Source organism: Seonamhaeicola sp. S2-3 (assembly GCF_001971785.1).
Taxonomy (GTDB): domain Bacteria; phylum Bacteroidota; class Bacteroidia; order Flavobacteriales; family Flavobacteriaceae; genus Seonamhaeicola.
The window spans coordinates 1,931,214-1,957,779 of the sequence record NZ_CP019389.1; the positions used below are offsets into that span (position 1 = coordinate 1,931,214).

Genomic DNA, 26,566 nt, shown 5'->3' on the forward strand with positions numbered 1-26,566 from the left:
TTATTTACCTTCTGGTTTAAAATTAGAGATTCCTTTTTCTAACCAAGAGTTGTATTCATCTACATCTGGTGTATAGGCTACAGGCTCTACAAGATTATCTTCGTTATGATTCATTAATACATACATGGGTTGTGTATTGGCTTTGTATTTAATGGTTTGCAATTCACTCCATTTTTGCCCAATATATTTAAGCTTTTTTCCAGGTCTTAATTTAGAGTCTACAATTTCATTGTCTTTTAATTTACGTTTATCATCTACATACAAAGAAATAAGAACAACATCATTTTTAAGTTTTTCTAATACTTGAGGTTTTACCCAAACATTCTGTTCCATTTTTCTGCAATTTACGCAGGCGTGTCCTGTAAAATCAATCATAACTGGTTTTCCTACCTTTTTAGCATAGGCTAAACCTTTATCATAATCATTAAAAGCTAATATATCGTGAGGTGGCATTAAATGAGCACCATCTGGTAAATTTTCATGATTATTAGATGCTGTATTTCCTGAACCTAGTTGGGTAAAACCAACACCATAAGGCGACTCACTATAATGTTGTGGTGGCGGAAAAGCACTTATTAAATTTAGTGGTGCTCCCCATAAGCCTGGAATCATATATATGGTAAAGGCTAGTACTAGTAAACCTAAACTAAGTCTTCCTACCGAAATATGGGATAATGGCGAATCATGAGGGAGTTGTATTTTTCCAAATAAATACAATGCTAAGGCGCCAAAAATGGCAATCCATATAGCAATAAATACTTCTCTTTCTAACCAGTGTAATTGCAATACTAAATCTGCATTAGATAAAAATTTGAATGCTAAAGCAAGTTCTAAAAAGCCAAGAACTACTTTAACAGTATTTAACCAACCACCAGATTTTGGTAAAGAATTTAACCACCCAGGGAAAGCTGCAAATAAAGCAAATGGTAACGCAATAGCTAATGAAAACCCTAGCATACCCACTATTGGTCCGGATTGACTACCGCCTGAGGCAGCTTCAACCAGTAAAGTACCAACAATAGGACCTGTACAAGAAAATGATACTATAGCTAAGGCTAAGGCCATAAAGAAAATACCTATTAGTCCGCCTTTATCTGCTTGTGAATCTACTTTGTTTGCCCAAGAATTTGGTAGCATAATTTCAAAAGCTCCTAAAAAGGAAGTTGCAAATATTATTAACAAAATAAAGAAAGCTATATTAAACCAAACATTGGTAGATAAGGCATTTAAAGCATCGGCACCAAAAATTAAACTTACTAAGATCCCTAAAAGGACATAGATAACAATAATAGATATGCCATAAATAATGGCGTTTCTTAATCCTGCTGCTTTATTTTTGCTTTGTTTAGTGAAAAAGCTCACTGTCATTGGAATCATTGGGAACACACAAGGTGTTAAAAGGGCTGCAAAGCCAGAGAAAAAAGCTATAAAGAATATACCCCATAAACTTTTTGATTCTTTTACTGGAGGCGTTGACTCTGTGTTACTTTGTACTGTTGTATTAGTTTTTTCTAAACTGCTGCTTGAGTTAATGTTGAATGTTAGGTCTACTTCTGTAGGAGGTAAACATCTAGTATCATCACAAACCATAAATTCAACAAAGGTTTGTATGTTTTCTACAGGTTCTGATACTTTTATTTTTTGTTTAAATACCGCTTCGTTTTCAAAAAACTTAATAACCATATTAAAAACAGGATCATTAACAGAGTGCCCTTCTTCTTCTAAGGTGTTTCCTATTAAAGTAATTTTGCCATTAGCATCATCAAAAGTAAAGCTGGTTGCTATAGGCCCACCTTCTGGCACGTCTTGTGAGTATAAATGCCACCCAGATTCTATTTGTGCTTTAGCAACTAACATATATTCTGTGTCTGTTAGTTTTTCTACGGATGTATCCCATTTTACGGGGTCTACTATTTGTGCGTTACCAAATATTGAAAAGCACAAAGCGAGTATAAAAACGAATTTTTTCATGTAAAATAATTTAGAGCTAAGGAAATTATTTAATAGCAAAGGTGAGTTCTTTTTCAGTTGGAGGTAAACAACGGGCATCGTCACAAACCATAAATTCAACACTAGCATTAATATTAAAAGGTGTTTTTCCTTTTAGTTTAATACGCTGTTTAAAAGCTGCTTGTGTTTTAAAAAATTTGATTTCCATATCGAAAATTTTATCATGAACGGTATGACCTTTTTCCTCTTTGGTATTACCTTTTTTTAAGTAATTACCGTTACTTTCAAAAGTAAAACTAGTAGCTATAGGGCCTCCCTCTGGCACGGTTTGAGAGTATAAATGCCAATTTTCTTCAATAGTTGCAGTTGCAATTAATTCGTATTCTGTATCTGAAATTTTTTCAACGGAAGTTGACCATTTTATTGGATCTAAAATTTGAGCGAAACCATTAGCGAAACACACTAATGCTAATAATATTAGTAATTTTTTCATAATTGTTTAATTGTTTTAAAAAGGGTTATGTTTTACGATAACCCTTTTGTCATCTTTCTTAATTAAAAATAAATTTATTGACTGACTAACTCAAAAAATCACACTAAAACAAATGTATAAAGAAAGATTATAAATTGTTGTTGGGTTTAAATACTATTTCATAAGATTTCCCGTTACTTTGAAGTTTTTTAGCTAAAGCCTGAATATCTTGTGTGGTTATATTATTTACAATATCTTCAAAGTTTTTAGGGTTGTTCATGTTATATCCGTCTCTATAAAACGTTGTTAATAAAGCCATATCATAATTGTTATTACTTTTAGATTGTTCTCTAGATTTTTTATAACTGGTTAGGGTTTTATTTAAATCTTCTTGTTTAATATTTCCTGCTGTTATTTTAGATAATTCGTTATGAACAATACTTATAAGTTTTTCTGCTAAATCTGGATTACAATCAAAATTAACGGATAGATAAGATAAAACTTTAGGTTCTTTGGTTAAGAAAGCTCGAGCTCTTGGGCTGTAAACACCACCTTCTTCTTCACGCAATGTTTCTGTTAACCTTAATTGCATAATAGCACCTAATGCTCTGGTTACATAGCTGTTTTTAACAGTGTAATCATTAGTTATTTTAAATGCCATGTTAACATTGGTTTTAGGGTCTTCCATAGGAAGGTATATGTCTTCATCTACGTTGTTGCTTGCCCATGGTTGCGATACATCTTTAAATGATTCTGTATCTTTTGTAGTTTGTAAACTAGCTATATATTTTGACAGTAAAGGCTCTAGTTGATCTGCTTTTACATCACCTACAATAAAGAATTCAAAATCTGCTGGATTAGCAAATCTGTCTAAATACACAGATTTTATTTTGTTAAAATCAATATCTTTTGCAAAATCTTGATTAAAAATTCTTTTTCTAGGATTATTATTGCCATATAAGGTTGTTGTTATACTGTCTTTTATTTGCTCACCAATATCTTTGCTTCTTTTAATTAAGAAATTATTAATGCCACCTTGCAATACTTGAAATGCTTGTTCATCAAAACGAGGTTTAACAAAGTATAAGTGTGCTAACTGCAACATGGTTTCTACATCTTTAGTAGTTGAAGATCCTTTAAGGTTTTCTGTTGTTTCACTTATACTTGGCGACATTGAAGCTGACTTTCCTGCTAAAACTTTAGATAGTTCTGTTGCTGAAAATTCTCCTAATCCAGACATTGATATTAAATTGCCCACTAGGTTAGCAGATGGTAAATCTTCATCTTTTATTAATGAATATCCTCCATGACTTATAGCGTTAAAAGCAACTGTGTTTTTTTGCTTGTTGGCAAATTTATAATGTACTTTAATACCATTACTTAAAGTGTAGGTTGTTGAACTAAGAGTTTCATTTTTTTCTGTATTTACTATGCTTCCTTTGTTTATACTTAACCCAGAGATTAAAGTTTTACCTTCAAATGCTTCTGTGTAAGGTGTAAGATTTGGGTTGTTTTCAACTGCATTAATAATATTATGGGCTTGTTCTTCGGTTAAGTTATTTTGCCCTTCAACACCTGTGACATTTAAAAACCTATTCTCTTTAGTGTAAAGCCTTTTAATGGTGTTATGTAGTGTTTCTGGTGTAAAAGAGTTAAATAGTTCTTTAGCTATTTCATATTCTTTTTCAATGTCAGAAATGGTTATGTTATTTAAGTAATTGTTTTTTATTATGTTAATTAAAGTACCATGTTTTTGATCGTCTTTTTTAGCTATTTGGTTTTCATATTGGTTTGAAAACTTTTTAATAGTTCTGTTAATTTCTGAAGGTGTAAAACCAAATTTAACGGCTCTATAAACTTCTGTTAATACCTCAGAGAATGCTTGTTGTTGTTCTCCTGGTTTAGGGCTTATTCTAATACTAAAAACATTATTAGCTCTTGTTAGAGCACTATATCTTAAACCAGCTCCTAAAAAATGAGCATCTGGTTTTTGTGCTACTTCACTTATTCTTGCAGATAGCATATTAGTAACCATAGACTCTAATAAAGTGTTCTTTAAATCTTCAACAGTTTGATCTTTTAAAGATTTTTTATGACGAATACCAAAATTTATCATAGCTGTAGAGACTTCTTTATCCATACCTAAGCTATATAACATGTCTTTGTTTTCTGGTATTTCAACAATAAAACGTTCTCTTGGGTTTTCTACTGCTGGTATTTTAGAAAAAAGCTTTTTAATTTTTGTTTCAATTTCATTAACATCAATATCGCCTACTATAGCTATAGCTTGTAAATCTGTTCTATACCAATCATGATAAAAATCGCGTAGTGCTTTGTACTCAAAATTTTCAACAATACTCATTAAGCCAATAGGTAATCTGTTGGCATATTTTGAATGATTAAAAGTTATTGGTAATGATGTTTCAAATAAGCGCATTTGTCCGTTTTGGTGTGTACGCCATTCTTCTTTAATTACGCCTCTTTCAGCATCAATTTCTTCATCAGTTAATAGCAAATAATTACACCAATCATGTAATACTAGTAAGCCTTTATCTATTAATTCTGGTGATGTTGGTACATTATTAATATTATAAACAGTTTCATCAAAACTTGTGTATGCATTTATATCTCTACCAAAAACTAACCCTTTTTCTTGAAACGTATTTAAAATGCCTTTTCCTTCAAAATTTTCGGTACCATTAAAAGCCATGTGTTCTAAAAAATGAGCCAATCCTTGTTGGTTGTCGTTTTCTAAGATTGATCCTACATTTTGAATTATATAATAACTAGCAGCGTTTTTTACAACATCTGTACTTTTTATATAGTATGTTAATCCGTTAGGTAACACGCCTTTTTTTATGGTTTTGTCTACTGGTATTGGAGCAGATAAATTTTGAGCAAAAAGGTTTATGCTTAACAGTAGGAATAAAGCTGATAATTTTTTCATGTATAGTTTTTTATGTGTTTGTTGTAGTATAGACGTTATAATTTTAGCTTCCCCCTATTAATAAAATGTTAATTTATTTAAAGTTTAAGTGTGTTAAAAATTTCTATCAGTTTGTCATTAGATGGTCTTGGGGCATTTGCATCAATAATTACTCCATTAGGATCTAGAAGAATAAACCAAGGAATGCCTTTAATGACATAGTCTTTTACAAATTCTGACTGAAAATCATTATCAGCTAATAACTGAATACCTTTAAGTTTTTCTTTTTTAATCATAGTCTTCCATTTTTTATGATTTTTGGGTTTATCTAGTGATATACTCACAAAATGAATATTCTTACTTGCTAACCGTTTAAATATATCTGTTAAAACAGTTGAATCTCAAATGCGCATTGCTTACCAAAAAATAAGAGAGGGTTTTGACGATGATGCATCTGTCTTTATTTTTATTTCAAAGGGTTTTTAATTTACACTAATACAAGAGATTTATTTGCATCAAGAATTGAAAAATCTGAAACTATTCAGGCTGATTTTTATCTATATAACCAAAGTCAAAGAGGTCGTTTTATAACCTTTGGTTTTAGTTATGGTTTTGGCAAAGGAGAAGCTATGGAATATTCAGGTCAACGCAGAAGGCGTTAGCATTTTAAAACAACCCGTGAATTTCAGCATCAATGGTATTTATAATATTCCCTAAATCTTCGGGGTTATCTACAAAGTCTAAATTATCAACATCAATAATGACTAAGTTTCCTTTGTTATAGCCATGTATCCAAGCTTCATACCGCTCGTTCAATCTACTTAAATAATCAATGCTAATAGTATTTTCATAATCGCGTCCACGTTTATGAATTTGTTTTACTAAGTTTGGTATAGAACTTCTTAAGTAAATTAAAAGGTCTGGACCTTGAACTAATGATTCCATTAATTCAAAAAGTGAAGAGTAGTTTTCAAAATCACGATTGGTCATTAAACCCATAGCATGTAGGTTAGGGGCAAAAATATGAGCATCTTCATAAATGGTTCTATCTTGAATAATGTCTTTGCCACTTTGCCTAATTTGTAGTACCTGACGAAATCTGCTATTCAAAAAATACACCTGTAAATTAAAGCTCCAACGCTCCATTTGGTTGTAAAAATCGTCTAGGTATGGGTTGTCTACAACATCTTCCAATTGGGCTTCCCACTTATAATGTTTTGCTAGCAGTTTAGTTAGGGTTGTTTTTCCAGCGCCAATATTTCCGGCAATCGCAATATGCATATTTAGTTAATTTTTAATTGAAATTGTTGTAGTTTTTGATTCTGGTAAATATACAAGGTTTCATTGGTTACAAAAAACTGATTTATTAACAAATTTGGCAGCAAAATTGGAAGGGGGTTTTCAGCATCTTTTTTTAAATAAAAAAGAGCGTTTTCTTTCTTTAATATAATGTTTCCGTTGCTTTCAGCCAATTCTGTGTATCCATTGTTTTTTACTTTTTTGAGTAAATTTCCAAAATAATTGTACTTGTAAATGTAGTTGGTAGTAAGTAACCAAACGCTATTGTAATTACTTTTTAAGTCTAATATTTTGCCTTTTAATGGTAGTGAATGGGCTAGGGTAGTGTTTTTTTTGTAATTGTAAAGTTCTAGCTGTTGCGTGTCTATGTTAAATACCCAAAGTGTATTATCAAAACCACTTGAAATATGACTAATGTTTTTATAGGGTTGAATATTATTAAAATCAATTTTAAAAATTTCTGCTAGTCTGTTGTCAAGCACCAATACGGTGTTAAAATCTTTATAAAATAGATTGATTTTTAAAGGGTTGTATGAATGGGCAGAACTTATATTTCCTAATTGTAAATTGTTGTATGAGATGGTTTTGTTATTACTTTTTTTATAAAATGTATTATTTTTAAGATAATATACAGAACCAAAATTATCTATAGAAATAATACTATCTGCTTTAAAATCAATGCTTTTAATAGGGGTGGCTTCAATGCTGTTTTGAGAATGCATTGAAAGCGATATTAATAAAAAAAGAAAGATAAAATATTTCATGTTATTTTGAAAAGTACAAAAATCTAATCGTTTAAGGTAAATTAATTTAGGGTTAAATAAATATAATATTTTAAGAATCATTTAACGTTTTATGGTTAAACCTTTGTTTTACTTTGTGGTCTTACTTCTATCTAATATAGAATACTTAAATCATTTCAAATGAAGGCTAATTATACAAAACTTATTTTTTTAGCATTATTATTTATAACCGCTAGTGTTTCTCAAGCACAAAACTTTCAGGGTAAAGCATTTTACATGTCTAAAACATCTGTAGATGTAGATAATTTTGGCAGACCAGATATGCCTGAAGACAGAAAAAAACAAATGCAAGAGCGATTAAAAAGTATGTTTGAAAAAAATTATGAACTTACCTTTAATCAAACAGAATCTATTTATAAAGAAGAAGAAACATTAGAAACACCAGGACAAGGTGGTGGAGGTGGACGTGGATTTAGTATGATGAGTAGTAGCTTTACTGGAGGGCCTCTTTATAAAAATATAAAAACAAAAGATTTGTTACAAGAGCAAGAATTTTTTGGTAAACAATTTTTAGTTAAAGATGAATTGCCTGTTTATGAATGGAAAATGACAGGTGAAACTAAAAAAATTGGCCAATATACTTGCTTTCAAGCAACAGCAACTATTCAGTCTAAAGCAGTAGGTTTTGAAGATTTTAGACCACCTAAAAGAGATGGAGAAGAATCGGAAGAAACCGAAAGTGAAATAGGAGCTCTTAAAGAAATTAATATAGTAGCGTGGTATACTATGCAAATTCCTATAAACCAAGGACCAGGAGAATACTGGGGGTTACCAGGTTTAATTTTAGAAGTTAATGCCGGTAAAACAACTATTTTATGTTCAAAAATAGTTATGAACCCAGAAGAAAAAACTACAATTAAAGTGCCTAAAAAAGGTAAAGAGGTAAGTAAAGAAGAATACAACGAGATAGTAAAGAAAAAAACTGAAGAACTTAGAAATAACTTCAGAAACAGAAGAGGTGGTCCTGGTGGGGGTAGAAGATAATTGTATTTCCAATAATTATAATAAATAAGCTCAATTCATTTTCATGAAATTTAAAATATCATTAATGCTTGTTTTCGTAACAAGTCTGGCATCTTATGCGCAAGTAAAATTAGAAGGTGTAGTAAAAGATAGTATTGGTAGTCCATTAGAACTAGCCAATGTTGTAGCTATAAATCAAGAAACAAAAGTTTTAGATGCCTATGGTATTACAAGTCCAGATGGGAGATATAGACTTAGTTTAAATCCAAATTCTACCTATAAAGTACAAATAAGCTATATAGGAATGAAAACAGGAGAAAAACTTATAGAAACCAAAGAAAGTAACCTTGTAGAAGATTTTATTTTACAAAACGACAATGCCCTAGATGCTATAAAACTGGTTTATGAAATGCCCGTAACAGTAAAAGGAGATACTATAGTTTATAATGCAGATTCATTTAAAAATGGTTCAGAACGAAAGCTAGAAGATGTCCTTGAAAAACTACCTGGAGTAGAAATTAATGATAGCGGACAAATTGAAGTGGAAGGTACCGTGGTGCAAAAAGTAACCGTTAACGGAAAAGATTTCTTTGATGGCGATTCTAAATTAGCTACAGAAAATATACCTTCTAATGCCGTAGATAAGATAGAAGTTTTACGTAATTTTTCTGAAGTAAGCCAGCTAAAAAGCGTAGAGAATAATGAAAATAATTACGCCATTAATGTGAAACTTAAAGAAGGCAAGGAAAATTTTTGGTTTGGCGATGTTAAAGTGGGTGCGGGTGCAGCACCTTCCCCAAATGATGCTTTATATCTAGTACAGCCAAAGTTGTTTTATTATAATCCAAAATACAGTATAAACCTTATTAGTGACTTAAATAATATTGGAGAGCCTGCATTAACCAATAGAGAAGTACGTAATTTTGGAGGAGGGTTTAGAGCACCAAGTAGAGATAGTGGCACCAGTTTAAATCTAGGAGATAATGGGTTAAGTGGTTTAACAAGTGTTTCTAACTCACAAAAAGTAGAAGCAAAATTAGCAGCAACCAACTTTAGTTATTCACCTAATAAAGTGTTAGATTTAAGTGGATTCTTAATTTTTAATAGTACCCGCCTTAGCACAAGACAAGAAAGTTTTATAAGATACACAGACCCTGATTTAGGAATTCCAGATGAGGAAACCGTTAATACAGGTAAAGAATCTTCAGACCAAGGTTTAGTTAAACTTAGCGCTTCTTATAAACCAAATATTAATAATCAAGTAGATTATGATGTTTTAGCTAGTCTTTCTAAAGACTCTGAAGCTCAAACCGAGTTGTCTTCGGTTATTGGTAGCACAAACCAATTAGAAGAGGCAACACCTTTTAGTGTTACTCAAAATTTAAAATATTATTACACGCTTGATGAAAATAATATTTTTGCTTTAGAAGCATTACATGTTTTAAAAGATGAAGACCCTTTTTATGATGCGTATTTAAATAATGATCCTACAAATAACGGAACTGATGATGAAGACGCCTATGATGAAACCGCAGAACAATTAGGGTTAGACCGTAGTTTAGATTACTACAATCTAGGGCAAGATGAGCGTGTTAAATCTAATCAATTAGATGCAAAATTTGATTATTATAATATTTTAAACTCAAAAAGTAATATAAATCTAACCTTAGGAACCATATTTAGTAGACAAGATTTTAACTCTAACATCTTTCAGTTTTTAGAAGATGATGAAACGCTTGATGCAACACCAACTATAGTAGATGAAGAAGGTGATTTGTTAACTGCTGCAAATGATACGCGTTACAATTTTAGTGATGTTTATCTTGGGGCTAGGTATAATTTGCGTTTAGGTATATTTACATTTAGACCCGGAATATCTTTGCATGCCTATGGCAACCAAAATATTCAGTTTGGAGAAAAATATGAAGATAACTTTTTTAGAATTTTACCAGAATTTGAAATGCGTGTTCAATTTAAAAAATCAGAGAGCCTTCAGTTTAACTATAAAATGAGTAATCAATTTACAGATGTAACCAATATTGCTAGAGGATTGGTTTTAAATAGTTTTGATAATTTGTCTTATGGTAACCCAGAATTACAAAACGGATTGTCTCATAATTTAACATTACGATACAGAAGTTTTAATCTGTTTAACTATACCAATGTTTTTGCAACTATTAATTACTCTAAAAATATAGACCAAATCCGTTCTATAGCTAATTTTGAAAATGTAATTAGCACCAGTACCTATTTTAATTCGCAATTTGCAGATGAGTCTCTTTCTGCTTCTGGGCGTTGGCAACGTACTTTTGGAAAAATAAGAACCGGACTTAGCGCTAATCTTAATTACAGTTTAAAGAATCAATTTATTGAAGATAGACAATCTGAAAGTAAGAGCTTTTCTCAAACTTACAGACCAGAAATTAGAACTAATTTTAATGAAGCACCAAATATTAGATTAAGGTATACCTATTCTGTAACCAATACAGATCAGGGTACGCGAAACACAAAAATTATAAGAAACGCACCATCAATTAGTTTTGATGCCTATATATGGGATTCTTTAACTTTTGTAACAGATTATGCGTATACCAATCAAGATGTTGATGGCGAGTCAGAATCATATCAATCTTGGGATGCCCGTTTAGCTTACAGAAAAAATCAAGATTCTAAATGGGAGTTTGAAGTTAAAGCAAGCAACCTGTTAAATATTGATGCCAATATTAATAATAACGTTGGTACATTTGCAGTGTCTAACTCATCAACATTTATACTACCAAGATTTGTAACTTTTAGAGTTATTTATAGTTTGTAGGGAATTAAATAAGCCAGTTTTAGAGGTGCGTTAAGAAATAGTCATAGAGGTGTTTTTTCAGAAAACGATTCTCATACTTTTTTTGAAAAAGTTATCTGTTATTATTTTGTATAAATTAAAGAACAATAATATATTTGCGCTCGGTTTTGGGAAGATACTCAAGCGGCCAACGAGGACAGACTGTAAATCTGTTGGTTTTTACCTTCGCAGGTTCGAATCCTGCTCTTCCCACATAAAAAAAGTCTACATAACAGTGTAGACTTTTTTGTTTCAAAAAAATTGAAACTCATTTCAATAACCCAATAAAAATTGAAATATAATATAAGCCTGTTATTATAAAAACAACACCAGCTATAGTTCGCATAACCTTTTCTATCTGTGTAATTTTATTGTAAAATACTCCCACCTTACCAGCAGTGTAGGCTAGCAAATAGGTAAAAAGAATTACTGGTAAGCCCGTACCAAAAGCAAATATTATTGGTAAGTAAAGTCCGTTAGCAGAAGCAATGGTCATTGGTGTTAACATGCCAAAGTAAAGAGCACCACTATAAGGGCAAAAAGCTAAGGCAAAAATAACGCCTATTAAAAAAGCACCTAATAGTCCTTTGTCTTTAAATTTTTCTGATAGTTTTTCTTGAAAACTAGACTTTCCTAAAAAATTCAGTTTTATTACATTAAGCATAATTAAACCAATAATAATTAAAATAGGGCCTAAATACTTTTCTCCATTTTGATTAAAAAATTTAGCAATATGAAATTTGCTTGCTCCAAAAAACAAAATTAAACCAATGACAGTATAGCTAAAACCTCTACCAACAGAATAGAGTAAGCCACTAAAAAATACTTTTTGTTTACTAGAAATACTTTTAGATATAAAAGCGGTAGCCGTTATATTTGTTGCTAAAGGGCAGGGGCTAATAGCAGTCATTAATCCAAGAATGAATGCCGATAAAATAGGAATGTTGTATTGCTCTAAAAGAGATTTTAAAACCTCCATTTACAGTGTTTTTAATTCAGTTTCTAATCTTGATTTTAACCCTTTTGAAAATGTTTTTTGGTCATTTCCATTCATAAACGCAAAATCAGTCAAGTCAATTTTTGTTTCTTTGCCGTCTTTAATCACATTTATAAATAAAGAAGTTCCAGAAGCTTCAAATTTTTCGGCTATTTTTTCATTCTCTTTCTCATCAACATTAATTACTTTAAAGATGATTTTTTCGTCTTTTAATTCTTTTGAAAAATAGGTGTTAAGTGTGAATCTTGTGTTGGCTTCAATAGCATTACAAGTCATACATCTGTGTGTAGAGTGAAAATCTAATACTTCAATTTTTGAAATAGATGTGTCAATAGATTCTTTTTCTTTTTTGTTTTGCCCATTACATGATACTAAAAATAGGCTTATTGAAATGATGGTTAAAAATTTAAAAGTTTTCATTTTTATAGATTTAAGGTTTATAATATTAAGTTGAATAATAATCCTGAAATGATAATAGCTGTGGTAACTACACCAAAAAATATTAATATTAGTTTTAAGGTCATTACCTTTTTAAGTAGCGTAGCTTCAGGAAAGGAAAGGCCAACGGTTCCCATCATAAAAGCAATAGCGGTACCTAAAGGAACCCCTTTAGCTACAAATACTTGAATAACAGGAACAATACCAGCAGCATTAGCATACATTGGTACAGCTAGTATTACAGCAAGCGGTACTGTCCACCATTCACCGCCACCTAAATATTTATTAAAAAAGTTTTCTGGCACATAACCATGCATGGCAGCACCAATGGCTATACCAATAATTACATAAAGAAGCACACCTTTTACAATGTCCCATGCATTTTGAGATATTTCGGGTAAACGCTCATAAAAAGTCCGTTTGTTTTCTTCGTATTCTGCATTTTGCATTTTATTTTCAATGATTTGTTTAACCCAATCTGATAGCAGAGGTTCTAAGTTAAATTTACCAAGCAACCACCCGCCAATAGTACCTAATAAAATTCCAGAAATAACATAAATTAAAGTTGCTTTTACCCCAAACATACCTATAAACATAGCTACAGCTACTTCATTTACTAAAGGAGAGGTTATTAAGTATGAAAAGGTAACTCCTAACGGAATGCCTCCCTGTACAAACCCTATAAATAAAGGCACTGAAGAGCAAGAACAAAAGGGAGTTAAAGCCCCAAAAAACGAAGCAAACAAATGTTCTAAACCGTAAAGTTTCTTTTTATTTAAATAGTTTTTTAATTTTTCTACAGGGAAATAAGTGTTTACAATTCCCATTATAAAAACAATAACGAATAATAGAATGAGAATTTTTATAGTATCATATACAAAGAAGTTTAAAGCTACTCCTAAATGTGTTTCGGCTTCAATTTCAAAAACAGAATAAATGAGCCAATCAGCAAATTGTTGTAACCAATCAAACATGTTTTATAATTTTTATAGAGCCAGATATTGAACAGGCTAATTTTACTGTATTATAAATAGTTCCAAATCTTTCAATGTTTTTTTTCAAAAGCCGCACATTTAGTTTTTCATCATTACTATAAATGGTCAAGACATAATTAATATGCTCCATTCTAGGTGGTTTATCTAAACGTGTTGCTTTAACATCAATTTGCGCTTTTTGATATTGAAACTTCATCATTTCTGCAAATCGAGCTACATTTTTAAGAACACAAGCTGCAAAAGACCCTAAGAATAATTCGGCAGGATTAGGTAATACATCAGCTGTTTTTGTAGTGGTTCCAAAGGCTATTTTTGATGTTTTTATATCAATTTCAGCATCTTCCTGAGGGAAGGAAGTAGCCTTTACAGTATAGTCCATAATACCTTTTTAGCTAATTTAACAAGGCTAAAACTTCATCTTTTGAGGGGACTCTGCCTTTAATTGTTATAACATCATCAATAACCAAAGCTGGTGTAGTCATAACGTTAAATTTCATGATTTCCATAATATCTTCAACTTTTTCAATAGTAGCATCAATGTTGTTTTCAGAAACAACATCTTCTACAACGCCTGTCATAGTTTTACATTTGGGGCATCCTGTACCTAAAATTTTAATTACTTTACTCATAATAATTTTAATTTGTTTATCGCAAATAAACGATAGGTTTATAAAAAATATTAATCAAAAAATTGCTGAAATAACTGTTTAGCTTTATTCCAGTTTTCCTGATTAATGCAATACTTTATTTTTGGGGGTTTTAATTCGCCTTGAATTAAGCCTGCATTTTTTAACTCTTTAAGATGTTGAGAAACCGTAGATTGTGCCAAAGGAAAAACATCAACCAAATCGCCTGTAAAGCAACAAGACTGATTTTCAAGATGCTTTAAAATGGCAATACGTGTAGGATGCCCTAAGGCTTTTGCAAATTTAGCGAGTGCCTCGGTATCCTGTTTGTATTCTATGGGTTCTAAACTTCTTTTCAATGTTTTTTGTTATTTATTATCGCAAATGTACGATGAGTAATTTATTTGAAATGTGACAAAAGTCACATTTTGTGTTTTTTTATTTAAAATTGAGTTTGTGGGTTTTGTTTGATGTGTTTGTAGAACTAATTTAGTAAACAAAAAATACGAGAAAATTCGTGTATTTTTGTAGCTAGGCAACAACCAAAGCAATTAATTATATGCCTCTTTATTGAGTGTTTGTGCTACTTATCAATAATTTTTAAAATCTTTTCATTAAACAATTCTACCCCTTTTTGATTTAAGTGGTGAGCGTCATAAAAATGTAAAGAATCGTTCAAATGCATTATCTCATTGAAATTATAATAATCTGCAAAACTTGACATTAAGGTATCAAAATATTCATTGTTGATGTAACTAGAATAAAGACATTTTGTTATAGGAGCGTATACTAATAGTAATTTAAAATCCTTTTCTTTAATAATATTTAATATTTTTTTAAATGATTTTAATTGACTTTCGTTTAGATTGATTTTATTCATAGAAAATTTTTGAGGGCTAAAGTAGTTTATCTGTTTTTCTACAAAGCCACCTTTTATGTATTTGTCTTGTCCTTTTTCATTAGGTTTTAAATATTTGTCATTTAATTGAAATATATCTCTTATAGTTGCATAAAGTAAAGTGTTATATGTTATGATTTCATTTATATTAAAAGCCATTTCATAGGAATAAAAATCATTTTTGTCATTAGAAATAATGTCTAATGATGATTCGACACCGTCAATTGACAAGGTGGGGGGATATACTTCGTAAATGATTAATTTTGGTTGTAACTTATCTAGGTATCTTTTTAAAAGCATTTCTGTTTGAATTGGTGTCTGTGCACTAGAGCCTAAATTAAAAGTATTAAATCCATTTTTATTAAATATTCTTGTATCAAATCCTCTATAAGAGTGTGATGAACCTAAAAAGAGAATATCAATATTATTAATTTTTTTGACTTCATTTAATCTAGTATAAGTATTTCCACCTAACCTATAGCTTATATTTGGTTTTAGTTTTCTGAATCTATAACTACCAAATATAAAAAGTGAGCATAAGTAAAAAACTGAAGCAAAAGCGGTAAAGAGAATAATATTTTTTATAAACTTTTTCATTATTAGAATTGAAAGTAAATAAAGGGTGTTACTTCTGTTTTCATAAATATTCCTATTAAAGTTATAATAAATGCATAAAAGCCCCACTTTATTAGTTTATGACAATTTAAAAAAACGTTTGAGATAGCGTACTGTTTTTCTCTACCATTCCATTCTATAATAATAAAAAAGATGAGTAATAAAAAAATTGTTATAGGTTGGATTTCAGGAATTTTAAATAGTGAACTTGAAAAAATTTCAGAAATATAACGAAAAGCATGGTTAATGTTTTCTGCTCTAAAAAATATCCAAGCAAAAACAGTTAGGCTAAAAGTTAATACTATAGATAAAAATTCTTTAACATTTGGTAAATATTTGCCTTGAGCTACCACATTTAAATTATTCCTATTGTTATTAGTAATAAAAATAGGCAAGAAAAACAAAGCATTCAAAGCTCCCCAAAAAATAAAAGTCCAATTTGCTCCATGCCAAAATCCACTAACAAGAAATATGATAAATACATTTCTAATTTTATTCCAAGTTCCTCCATGACTTCCGCCTAAAGGAATATAAAGATAATCTCTGAACCAAGTAGAAAGAGATATGTGCCAACGTCTCCAAAATTCTGCGACGTCTCTTGAAAAATAGGGGAAAGCAAAATTTTGTTTTAAATTAAAACCGAATAAACGAGAGACTCCAATAGCTATATCTGAATAACCAGAAAAGTCACAATAAATTTGGAACGTAAAAAATATTGCTCCAAGAACCAAAGTGCTTCCAGAATATTCAGATGAATTGTTAAAAATGATATTGGCATAATGTGCGCAATTATCGGCAATTACAGTTTTTTTAAACAACCCCCAAAGTATTTGTCGCATTCCATCAACAGATTTTGAATAGTCAAAATGTCGTTTTGTATAAAATTGAGGAAGTAAGTTTGTTGCTCTTTCAATTGGTCCCGCTACTAATTGAGGAAAGAAACTTACAAAAGCAGAAAAGACAATAAAGTCTTTAGTTGCTTCAAGTTTTTGTTTGTAAACATCAATTGTGTAGCTTAATGTTTGAAAGGTGTAAAAGCTAATTCCAACAGGTAAAATTATGTTTAAAGAATTAGCCTTTATTTCTGCTCCAAAAAATGAAAAAGCTGTAATGAAATTATCAAGGAAAAAATTATAGTATTTAAAGAATCCAAGAAATCCAATATTTACAAAAATGCTTGTCCATAATAGCATTTTTCTTTTGGTTTGATTTTCTTGTTTTGAAAGACTAATTCCAATTAGATAATCTACTATTGTACTAAAAAGGATTAGCGATAAGAATCTCCAATCCCACCAGCTATAAAAAATATAACTAGATATTACAATTAATAAGTTTTGTAATTTTAAGTTTTTATTAGTAACGAACCAATATAGGATAAAGATAATGGGCAAGAATATTGCAAAGTCAATTGAGTTAAATAGCATTCTTTTATTCTATTTAAGGTTTGTTGCGTTTTCGGTATGCCTCAACTTTGAGGAATAAGTTATATTGAATGTTAAACGAAAGTAGTTAAGTTTTCGTACAAAATCAATAACTGTTAAACAAAAAAAACTGCTATTAACCGTCTTTTTTTTAGTTTAATGGAATTTTAATTCCTGAAATATAATAATCTGGATTATCTGTACCGAAAGCCATATATATGTATAAATTTCCATTTTTTATAATAGGTGAAACAAAACCACCTAAATGATCCCAAGCCCAGTTATAAATAGGATATTTACGATATAGTTGAACGGGATTAATTAATAATGGGCTTCTGCTATCGTGACTCCATTCTTCATTCCAGTTCATTAACCCATATTCTCTATTGTTTGAGGTTAAGTAATTTGAATTTACTTCTTCACTACCTAATAGTATATATAATTTTGAATTGAACTGTAGATACGATGCGTCATCAGCCTTTCCTCTTAAATAGCCACTATTCAAAGTGCCTTTATGTATCAAATTTGAAGATTCAATACTTTGGTTGTTATCTAAAGCACCAAATAAATCAGTAGCAACTATTTCGTGGATTTCTCTATCTATAAAGAGAGGGTTTCTTCTATGGAAAAGTATTCTAAATTTATTTTCAAATTTTGTAATACTTAAGGGGAAACTATTTTGGTTTTCTCCATGCCAATTAGGAATCATAATCTCTTTTGGTTGTTGTATGATATTAAGGTTTTCATCTATAATCATATAGGCAGAAGTATAATTATTATTTGGTTGTTGAACTCCTAATAAAACGAGAAAATTTCCATTTTCTAATTCATAGGGGTTATTGGTAGAAAACACATTACCATTTGTTTTTGCAAAGGGTATCATATCTGTACTTAATATCTTTTCATTGTGAAATGTCCAGTCTTCTAAGTTATTGCTGGTTGCATAATAAATACTTCTTTTGGTATGAGATCCAAAAACTATGGGTGTTAAAAGTATATAGGTGCCATCAGATTTTTCGATAATACCACCTGGTTGGATATAATTAAAAACTCCTTCTGTAACTTGAGTTGGGTAAGGGGAGAATAGTGGGCGGTTGTTAATAATGCTGTAATTTACAAACGGATTAAAAAACTCTATTTGTGCACCCACATTTTTGTCTAATTTTCCTAAATAGGTTTTACCTAATGTAATCCAATTATTCGCCAAGTCTACATTTTCTATTTCAATCACAGTAGATGCCTCACTTCTTTGTATTACAAACCAACTTTGACCGTTACTAGCATGATTGAGTAAATTCTCTATACTTGCATAGTTAGTTTTTATTCGATGGTTTATATTATCATATTCTACTATTTTAATTGGGTTTTTTCGTTTTATATTGTTGAATTTATCTGAAATTAAAGCATTAGAAAAAATGTTATTGAGACTACCTTCTGGAAACGTTTCTTCTGAACCTGTTTCTTCAGGGTTTATTTCATTTTCAATAGGTTCTATTGGTTCTAGATCATCACTACTACAGGAGAAAATGAATGAAATAACAACAATTGGGAGGAGTAATTTTTTCATATAATAAGTTTAGAATGGTTTTAATTTGCAGCAACCTCTATGAATAAGCATCGTTTCAATAACTTATTTTAAGCGCAAAACGAAAGTAGTTAAGTTTTCGTACAAAACCAATAGCTATTAAACAAAAAAAAGACTACCAACGGCAGTCTTCTTAATATATAATTCATGTGTTTTTACAAACCAAATGCGGTTTTAACGGTATCAACATAATCTAGTTTTTCCCAAGTAAAAAGTTCTACATCTAAGGTTTTACTTTCTCCGTTAGGTTGGGTAAAGGTTTTGGTTACGATTTCATTGGTACGTCCCATATGTCCGTAAGCTGCAGTTTCACTATACATTGGGTTGCGTAATTTTAGGCGTTCTTCAATGGCAAACGGACGCATATCAAAAATTTCTTTTACTTTTTCTGCAATTTCGCCATCATTTAAATTAACTTTAGAAGTACCATAGGTATCAATAAATATCCCCATTGGTTCTACCACACCAATAGCGTAACTAACTTGTACTAAAACTTCGTTAGCAACACCAGCAGCTACTAAGTTTTTAGCTATATGGCGGGTAGCGTAAGCGGCACTTCGATCTACCTTACTTGGGTCTTTACCAGAAAAGGCACCACCACCATGAGCACCTTTGCCACCGTAGGTATCTACAATAATTTTACGTCCTGTTAAACCCGTGTCACCATGAGGACCACCAATAACAAACTTACCTGTTGGGTTTATATGGTATTTAATATCATCATTAAACAAGGCTTGTATTGCTTCTGGAAGTTTAGCTACCACACGTGGAATTAAAATTTCTTTAATGTCTTGCCTAATTTTAGTAAGCATGGTTTCATCATCAGCAAAATCATCATGTTGCGTAGATACTACAATAGCATCAATGCGTTGAGGTACATTATCATCGCTATATTCAATGGTAACTTGACTTTTAGAATCTGGTCTTAAATAGGTAATTTCTTTATTTTCTCTTCGTAAATTGCTTAGTTCTTTTAATATACGATGCGATAAATCTAAAGCCAAAGGCATGTAGTTTTCGGTTTCATTGGTAGCGTAACCAAACATCATACCTTGGTCTCCAGCACCTTGTTCTTCTTTGGTTGCTCTATCAACCCCACGGTTAATGTCGTCAGACTGTTCATGAATTGCAGAAAACACACCACAAGAATTGCCGTCAAACATATATTCACCTTTAGTGTATCCTATTTTATTAATAGTATCTCTGGCAATTTTTTGAACGTCTAAATAAGTACTTGATTTTACCTCGCCAGCAAGCACCACTTGTCCGGTTGTTACTAAGGTTTCACAGGCTACTTTAGAGTTAACATCAAATGCTAAAAAATTATCAATTAAAGCGTCACTAATTTGATCAGCAACTTTATCAGGGTGTCCTTCAGAAACACTTTCCGAAGTAAATAAATATGGCATTATTAATTAATTTATGAGATAAGATTTGACGGAAAACGTCAAGGAAGTTAACACTGCCTTTAGCATTTTTTATTTATGCTGATTTTAATTAGCATAAAAGAGGTTGCAATCAGTCAAATCTTTCCTCTGTTGTTACAGGGGGCAAATGTAAAAAAATTAAAGGAAAGGCAAATTAATTTTTAGTTTTTTAACCTAAGTTTTGGTTATTTAATTATAAATACAAATATTTGTTGTGTAAAATTATGAAGAAACAAATTTTAAATATCATTTCTATTATTGTCATTGTGATTATTTCACAGTGATAGGAAGTGCTATTTAAATATTAAAATATAATTAAGCCTTCCTGATAATGGAAGGCTTTTTTTATGATTTTTTTTAAGATTTGGGCATCATAAAAATATCAAGTTAATTAATTGTATGTTAGAATGTTATGTATTTTTTTACAACAGTGAATTTAACCAAGATTTGCATTAAATAAAAAGTAAAAAAAGGTAAAGGTTTATTTTCGTTGACCTTATAATGAGTATTTTTTGTTAAAATTCTTAAAATCATAGAAATATCATTCTTTAAGCGCGATAAGATTTAAAATTTTTTATAAAAAACATGAATAAATTAAATAAACACAGTAGTAGACTAACACAGGATGAGTCTCAACCAGCATCACAAGCTATGTTGTATGCCGTAGGATTGTCTGATGACGATATGAAAAAAGCACAAGTAGGTATTGCAAGCACAGGATATGATGGAAACCCGTGTAATATGCACTTAAATAATTTGGCTGCAGAGGTTAAAATTGAGTGTAAAATTGCAGATATGGTTGGTTTGGTGTTTAATACTATTGGTGTAAGTGATGGTATTTCAATGGGAACTTCGGGTATGAATTACTCGCTTGCTTCTAGAGATATAATTGCAGATTCTATAGAAACTGTTGTAAACGCTCAAAGTTATGATGCGCTAATTTCAGTAGTAGGATGTGATAAAAATATGCCAGGAGCTATTATAGCTATGTTGCGTTTAAATCGTCCGTCAATTATGATGTATGGCGGAACTATTGCCTCTGGAAATTATAAAGGGAGAAAACTAAATATTGTTTCGGCTTTTGAAGCTTTGGGGCAAAAAGTGGCAGGAGAAATTGATGAAGATGAATACAGGGAAATTATTAAAAGAGCCATTCCTGGAGCGGGAGCTTGTGGTGGTATGTACACAGCAAATACTATGGCGTCTGCTATAGAGTGTATGGGGCTTGCATTACCTTATAACTCTTCTATCCCAGCAGAAAATCCAAACAAATTATCAGAAAGCGAAAGAACAGCAAGAGCAGTTAAAAACTTATTAGAATTAGATTTAAAACCTTTAGATATTATTTCTAAAAAATCTATTGAAAATGCTATTGCATTAGTAAATGCCTTAGGAGGATCTACAAATGCCGTATTACACTTTTTAGCTATTGCACATGCTGCGGATATTGATTTTACTCTTGAAGATTTTCAACGTGTAAGTGATAGAACACCTTTAATAGCAGATTTAAAACCATCAGGAAAATACTTAATGGAGGATGTTCATGGTATTGGTGGTACACCTGCAGTAATGAAATATTTATTAGATAATGGTTATTTACATGGCGATTGTATGACCGTAACCGGAAAAACATTAGCCGAAAATTTAGCCGATGTAGAGCCACTTAAATTTGAAAACAATCAAGATGTTATTTATCCAAAAGATAAAGCATTAAAATCTTCAGGTAACTTACAAATTCTTTACGGAAACTTAGCGTCTGAGGGTGCTGTTGCTAAAATATCAGGTAATGAAGGCTTGGTATTTGAAGGAAAAGCAGTGGTTTATAACAGTGAACAAGAAGCCAATACAGGTATAGGTAATGGAGAAGTAGAGAAAGGAGATGTCGTCGTCATTAGGTATGTGGGTCCAAAAGGAGGTCCGGGAATGCCAGAAATGTTAAAACCAACTTCTATGATTATGGGAGCAGGTTTAGGCAAATCGGTAGCATTAATTACAGACGGACGATTTTCAGGCGGAACTCACGGGTTTGTTGTAGGGCATATTACCCCCGAAGCCCAATCAGGCGGAACCATAGCTTTAATTGAAACTGGTGATAGAATTAGAATTAGTGCAGAAGATAACTCTATAAACGTATTGTTATCTGATGAAGAATTAGCCGAAAGAAAAGCAAAATGGGTACAACCTGAATTAAAACACAAAAAAGGAATATTATATAAATATGCAAAATCGGTAGCATCGGCTTCAAAAGGTTGTGTTACGGATGCATTTTAAAACATTTTGTCATTCCGAATTTATTTCGGAATCTCATCAATAAAGTTGAGATTATGAGTAACACACAAACAATTAAGAAAGTAGAAAATAAGGCAGTGAAAACAGAACGCATTACTGGTAGCGAAGCCATTATTAAATGTTTAATAGCAGAAGGTGTAGATATCCTTTATGGTTACCCAGGTGGTGCTATTATGCCAGTTTACGATGAGTTATTTAAATATCAAGATAAAATACATCATGTATTAACGCGCCATGAGCAAGGAGCAGCACATGCAGCTCAAGGCTATGCAAGAATTTCAGGAAAGGTAGGTGTTGCTATGGCAACATCAGGACCAGGAGCAACTAACTTAATTACAGGAATAGCAGATGCTCAAATAGATTCTACACCATTGGTGTGTATTACGGGTCAGGTATTTTCGCATTTATTAGGAAGTGATGCGTTTCAAGAAACCGATATTGTTGGCATTTCTACACCAGTTACAAAATGGAATCACCAAATCACAAAAGCTGAAGATATTCCAGAGGTTTTAGCAAAGGCTTTTTATATAGCCAAAAGCGGAAGACCAGGACCTGTTTTAATTGATATAACTAAAGATGCTCAGGTTCAAGAATTCGATTTTAAATATGAAAAATGTACCGAAGTAAGAAGCTATAACCCAGTACCAAAAACTAATATAGAGTCTGTTAAAGCTGCAGCAAAACTTATTAATAATGCTAAAAAACCATTAATTGTTTGGGGACAAGGTGTTATTTTAGGTGAAGCCGAAGAAGAGCTTAAAGCAGTTGTTGAAAAAGCTGGTATTCCTGCGGCGTGGACTATTTTAGGGGCCTCTGCACTTCCAACATCACACCCATTAAATGTTGGTATGGTTGGTATGCATGGTAATTATGCTCCTAATAAATTAACAAATGAGTGCGATGTGCTTATTGCTATAGGTATGCGTTTTGACGATAGGGTTACAGGCGATTTAAAAACCTATGCAAAACAAGCTAAGGTAATTCACTTTGATATAGACCCAGCAGAAATTGATAAAAATGTAAAAACCGATGTTGCGGTTTTAGGTAACTCTAAAGAAAGTTTAGCGCTGTTATTAAAAGAGTTAGAAGAAAATTCTCACCAAGAGTGGCATCAAAAGTTTAAAGATTTATATAAAATTGAATACGAAAAAGTAATAAAATCAGATTTATTACCAGAAAAAGAAGGTTTAACCATGGGTGAGGTGCTTAAAGAAATTAACACCCAAACCAAAGGCGATGCCGCTATAGTTTCAGATGTTGGGCAACATCAAATGATAGCTTGTCGTTATGCCGAATTCAATAAAACAAAAAGTAATATTACATCTGGAGGCTTAGGTACTATGGGATTTGCATTACCAGCAGCCATAGGAGCTAAAATGGCAGCACCTGATCGTGAAGTAGTTGCAATTATTGGCGATGGTGGTTACCAAATGAATATTCAGGAATTAGGTACCGTTTTTCAACAAGAAGTACCAGTAAAAATTGTAGTTTTGAATAATGAATTTTTAGGAATGGTACGCCAATGGCAACAGCTGTTTTTTGATAAGCGATATGCATCAACAGAAATGACTAATCCAGATTTTGTTACTATTGCTAAAGGGTATCGTATAAATGCTAAACGAGTTACTAAACGAGAAGAATTAGCAGATGCCGTAAAAGACATGATTGCTTCAAAATCGTCTTACTTTTTAGAAGTTTGTGTTGAAAAAGAAGATAATGTATTCCCAATGATACCAACTGGAGCTTCAGTTTCAGATGTTAGATTGAGTTAATAATTGAATAGAGAAAATAGAACAAAGAGATAAGATGAAAGTTCTTTAAAAGAGTAATAATTTAGGCAGTATTTGGTCTTTACTCTTTCATCTTTTTTCTAATATCTTTTATAAAATGAACGAAGAAATAAAAACACTTACGATTTCAATTTATACCGAAAATAATATAGGTTTATTAAATCGTATATCCGCTATTTTTCAGCGCAGACATATTAATATAGAAAGTTTAACAACATCACAATCAGAAATTGAAAATGTAAACCGTTTTGTTATTGTTGTTAAAATATCAGAAACCCAAGCTAAAAAAATAGTAGGGCAAATAGAGAAGCAAGTAGAGGTTATAAAGGCTTATTATCATGATGAACATGAAACAATTTTTACAGAATCATGTATGTTTAAAATTAAGTCTGAATTACTGTTTGAAGAACCTCAAATACAAAATATCATCAAAGAAAGTGATACTAGAATTGTAACTGTAAACAAGCAGTTTTTTGTTTTAGAAAAATCTGGAAGACGCCATGAAATTGAAGCATTACGCAGAGATTTAAGCGCCTTTGGTATTATGCAATTTGTACGTTCTGGTAGAATTGCTGTTACTAAAGATGAAATGAAAATAACAGAATTATTAGACGGAGTTAAAAATAAATAATTAATTAAACAAACATCCATACATAGATGGATGAAAACTGAATATTAAAACAAGAATATTAAAATGGGAAATTATTTTAACACTTTATCGCTAAGAGACAAATTAGAGCAATTATCAAAGTGTAGGTTTATGGATTCTTCAGAGTTTGGAGATGGTGTAAATGCCTTAAAAGGAAAAAAGATAGTTATAGTAGGTTGTGGAGCGCAAGGACTTAACCAAGGTTTAAACATGAGAGATTCTGGTTTAGATATTTCTTATGCACTACGTGAAGCTGCTATAAAAGAAAAACGAGCTTCTTTTGTAAATGCTACAGAAAACGGATTTACTGTAGGTACTTACGAGGAGTTAATTCCAACAGCCGATTTGGTTTTAAACTTAACACCAGACAAGCAGCACTCAAACGTTGTTAAAGCAGTAATGCCATTAATGAAAAAAGGAGCAACCTTGTCATATTCTCATGGTTTTAATATTGTTGAAGAAGGTATGCAAATTCGTGAAGACCTTACTGTGATTATGTGTGCACCAAAATCACCAGGTTCTGAGGTGCGCGAAGAATATAAAAGAGGTTTTGGTGTACCAACACTTATTGCAGTTCACCCAGAAAATGACCCAGAAGGTAAAGGTTTAGCGCAAGCAAAAGCCTATGCTGTAGCAACAGGAGGAGATAGAGCAGGTGTATTAGAGTCGTCTTTTGTTGCTGAGGTAAAAAGTGATTTAATGGGAGAGCAAACCATTTTATGTGGATTATTACAAACAGGATCTATCCTTTGTTTCGATAAAATGGTTGAAAAAGGAATTGAGCCAGGATATGCTTCTAAATTAATTCAATACGGATGGGAAACCATTACAGAAGGTCTTAAATATGGTGGTATTACCAATATGATGGATAGACTTTCTAACCCAGCAAAAATAAAAGCATTTGAATTATCTGAAGAATTAAAAGATATCATGCGTCCACTGTTCCAAAAACATATGGATGATATTATGGAAGGACGTTTTTCTAGCGGAATGATGGAAGATTGGGCTAATGGAGATGAAAAATTATTAACATGGAGAGCCGAAACTGCAGAAACTGCTTTTGAAAAAACTCCAGCTGCTGATGTAGAAATAACAGAACAAGAATACTATGACAATGGCGTGCTAATGGTAGCTTTTGTTAGAGCTGGTGTAGAGTTGGCTTTTGAAGCTATGACAGAATCTGGAATTATTGATGCTTCTGCATACTATGAGTCTTTACATGAAACACCACTTATTGCAAATACCATAGCAAGAAAGAAATTATTTGAAATGAATCGTGTAATTTCTGATACTGCAGAGTACGGATGTTATTTATTTGATCATGCTTGTAAACCGTTATTAGCAGACTTTATGAAAACCATTGATACAGATGTTATTGGCAAACCATATGCAAAAGATAACGGAGAAGGAGTTGATAATGCTAGATTAATTGAAATTAATGCCGCTTTAAGATCGCATCCTGTTGAAAAAGTAGGAACCTTTTTAAGAGCATCAATGACAGCTATGAAACCAATAGTTTAAGAGCAATTTTACATTATATATTAAACCTCATAAGTATTGCTTATGAGGTTTTTTGTTTTTAATAATTAT

22 protein-coding genes and 1 tRNA gene are annotated in these 26,566 nt (G+C 31.4%); 7 read left to right on the forward strand and 16 right to left on the reverse strand.

What is annotated here, in order from left to right; translation table 11 throughout:
• The 6 genes from BWZ22_RS08845 to BWZ22_RS08870 form a co-directional block, all read right to left on the reverse strand.
• A complete protein-coding gene (locus BWZ22_RS08845) occupies nt 1-1,971 on the reverse strand; it encodes a cytochrome c biogenesis protein CcdA (protein WP_076699421.1) in 1,971 nt (656 codons plus the stop codon).
• Nucleotides 1,972-1,996: 25 nt separating this feature from the next.
• Nucleotides 1,997-2,443, reverse strand: a complete 447-nt coding sequence (locus tag BWZ22_RS08850; RefSeq protein WP_076699423.1) for a protein-disulfide reductase DsbD domain-containing protein — start codon at nt 2,441-2,443, stop codon at nt 1,997-1,999.
• Nucleotides 2,444-2,570: 127 nt separating this feature from the next.
• Complete coding sequence (locus tag BWZ22_RS08855; protein ID WP_076699425.1) at nt 2,571-5,369, reverse strand: pitrilysin family protein; 2,799 nt, start codon at nt 5,367-5,369, stop codon at nt 2,571-2,573.
• 77 nt (nt 5,370-5,446) lie between these two features.
• Complete coding sequence (locus tag BWZ22_RS08860; protein WP_076699427.1) at nt 5,447-5,692, reverse strand: thioredoxin-like domain-containing protein; 246 nt, start codon at nt 5,690-5,692, stop codon at nt 5,447-5,449.
• 322 nt (nt 5,693-6,014) lie between these two features.
• Nucleotides 6,015-6,629 carry a deoxynucleoside kinase gene (locus BWZ22_RS08865; protein ID WP_076699429.1) on the reverse strand — a complete coding sequence of 205 codons (615 nt, stop codon included), beginning with the start codon at nt 6,627-6,629 and terminating at the stop codon, nt 6,015-6,017.
• A 2-nt stretch (nt 6,630-6,631) separates the two neighbouring features.
• A complete protein-coding gene (locus BWZ22_RS08870) occupies nt 6,632-7,411 on the reverse strand; it encodes a hypothetical protein (protein WP_076702396.1) in 780 nt (259 codons plus the stop codon).
• 159 nt (nt 7,412-7,570) lie between these two features.
• On the opposite strand from BWZ22_RS08870, the gene BWZ22_RS08875 reads away from it, so the two are divergent.
• The 3 genes from BWZ22_RS08875 (at nt 7,571) to BWZ22_RS08885 (ending at nt 11,459) form a co-directional block, all read left to right on the forward strand.
• Complete coding sequence (locus BWZ22_RS08875) at nt 7,571-8,434, forward strand: GLPGLI family protein (protein WP_076699430.1); 864 nt, start codon at nt 7,571-7,573, stop codon at nt 8,432-8,434.
• A 43-nt stretch (nt 8,435-8,477) separates the two neighbouring features.
• Nucleotides 8,478-11,228, forward strand: coding sequence for a TonB-dependent receptor (locus BWZ22_RS08880; RefSeq protein WP_076699432.1), 2,751 nt, complete (start codon nt 8,478-8,480; stop codon nt 11,226-11,228).
• Nucleotides 11,229-11,376: 148 nt separating this feature from the next.
• A tRNA-Tyr gene (locus tag BWZ22_RS08885) sits at nt 11,377-11,459 on the forward strand.
• Between the two features lie 55 nt (nt 11,460-11,514).
• On the opposite strand, the gene BWZ22_RS08890 is transcribed toward BWZ22_RS08885, so the two are convergent.
• The 10 genes from BWZ22_RS08890 to metK form a co-directional block, all read right to left on the reverse strand.
• Nucleotides 11,515-12,225, reverse strand: a complete 711-nt coding sequence (locus tag BWZ22_RS08890; protein ID WP_076699436.1) for an aromatic aminobenezylarsenical efflux permease ArsG family transporter — start codon at nt 12,223-12,225, stop codon at nt 11,515-11,517.
• The gene (locus BWZ22_RS08895; RefSeq protein ID WP_076699437.1) at nt 12,226-12,663 is read right to left on the reverse strand and encodes a nitrophenyl compound nitroreductase subunit ArsF family protein; all 438 of its coding nucleotides are present in this window, start codon (nt 12,661-12,663) and stop codon (nt 12,226-12,228) included. It lies immediately after the preceding gene.
• Between the two features lie 17 nt (nt 12,664-12,680).
• Nucleotides 12,681-13,655 carry a permease gene (locus BWZ22_RS08900; RefSeq protein ID WP_076699439.1) on the reverse strand — a complete coding sequence of 325 codons (975 nt, stop codon included), beginning with the start codon at nt 13,653-13,655 and terminating at the stop codon, nt 12,681-12,683.
• Nucleotides 13,648-14,055, reverse strand: coding sequence for an OsmC family protein (locus tag BWZ22_RS08905; RefSeq protein WP_076699441.1), 408 nt, complete (start codon nt 14,053-14,055; stop codon nt 13,648-13,650). The genes BWZ22_RS08900 and BWZ22_RS08905 overlap by 8 nt, the downstream gene beginning before the upstream one ends.
• Nucleotides 14,056-14,068: 13 nt before the next feature.
• Nucleotides 14,069-14,305, reverse strand: a complete 237-nt coding sequence (locus BWZ22_RS08910) for a thioredoxin family protein (RefSeq protein WP_076699442.1) — start codon at nt 14,303-14,305, stop codon at nt 14,069-14,071.
• A gap of 50 nt (nt 14,306-14,355) precedes the next feature.
• Nucleotides 14,356-14,661, reverse strand: a complete 306-nt coding sequence (locus tag BWZ22_RS08915) for a helix-turn-helix transcriptional regulator (protein ID WP_076699443.1) — start codon at nt 14,659-14,661, stop codon at nt 14,356-14,358.
• Between the two features lie 224 nt (nt 14,662-14,885).
• Nucleotides 14,886-15,797, reverse strand: a complete 912-nt coding sequence (locus BWZ22_RS08920) for a hypothetical protein (RefSeq protein WP_076699444.1) — start codon at nt 15,795-15,797, stop codon at nt 14,886-14,888.
• A gap of 2 nt (nt 15,798-15,799) precedes the next feature.
• A complete protein-coding gene (locus BWZ22_RS08925) occupies nt 15,800-17,239 on the reverse strand; it encodes an MBOAT family protein (RefSeq protein ID WP_076699445.1) in 1,440 nt (479 codons plus the stop codon).
• Nucleotides 17,240-17,387: 148 nt separating this feature from the next.
• Nucleotides 17,388-18,803, reverse strand: a complete 1,416-nt coding sequence (locus BWZ22_RS08930; protein WP_076699446.1) for a hypothetical protein — start codon at nt 18,801-18,803, stop codon at nt 17,388-17,390.
• A 173-nt stretch (nt 18,804-18,976) separates the two neighbouring features.
• Nucleotides 18,977-20,230, reverse strand: coding sequence for a methionine adenosyltransferase (gene metK / locus BWZ22_RS08935; RefSeq protein ID WP_076699447.1), 1,254 nt, complete (start codon nt 20,228-20,230; stop codon nt 18,977-18,979).
• Between the two features lie 603 nt (nt 20,231-20,833).
• On the opposite strand from metK, the gene ilvD reads away from it, so the two are divergent.
• From ilvD to ilvC, 4 genes are all read left to right on the forward strand, one after another.
• A complete protein-coding gene (ilvD, locus tag BWZ22_RS08940; protein WP_076699448.1) occupies nt 20,834-22,519 on the forward strand; it encodes a dihydroxy-acid dehydratase in 1,686 nt (561 codons plus the stop codon).
• A 53-nt stretch (nt 22,520-22,572) separates the two neighbouring features.
• Nucleotides 22,573-24,309, forward strand: coding sequence for a biosynthetic-type acetolactate synthase large subunit (ilvB, locus tag BWZ22_RS08945; RefSeq protein WP_076699449.1), 1,737 nt, complete (start codon nt 22,573-22,575; stop codon nt 24,307-24,309).
• A gap of 115 nt (nt 24,310-24,424) precedes the next feature.
• Nucleotides 24,425-24,958, forward strand: a complete 534-nt coding sequence (ilvN, locus tag BWZ22_RS08950; RefSeq protein WP_076699450.1) for an acetolactate synthase small subunit — start codon at nt 24,425-24,427, stop codon at nt 24,956-24,958.
• Nucleotides 24,959-25,021: 63 nt separating this feature from the next.
• On the forward strand, nt 25,022-26,497 hold the full coding sequence (ilvC, locus tag BWZ22_RS08955; protein WP_076699451.1) for a ketol-acid reductoisomerase: 1,476 nt from the start codon (nt 25,022-25,024) through the stop codon (nt 26,495-26,497).
• Nucleotides 26,498-26,566 lie beyond the last annotated feature (69 nt).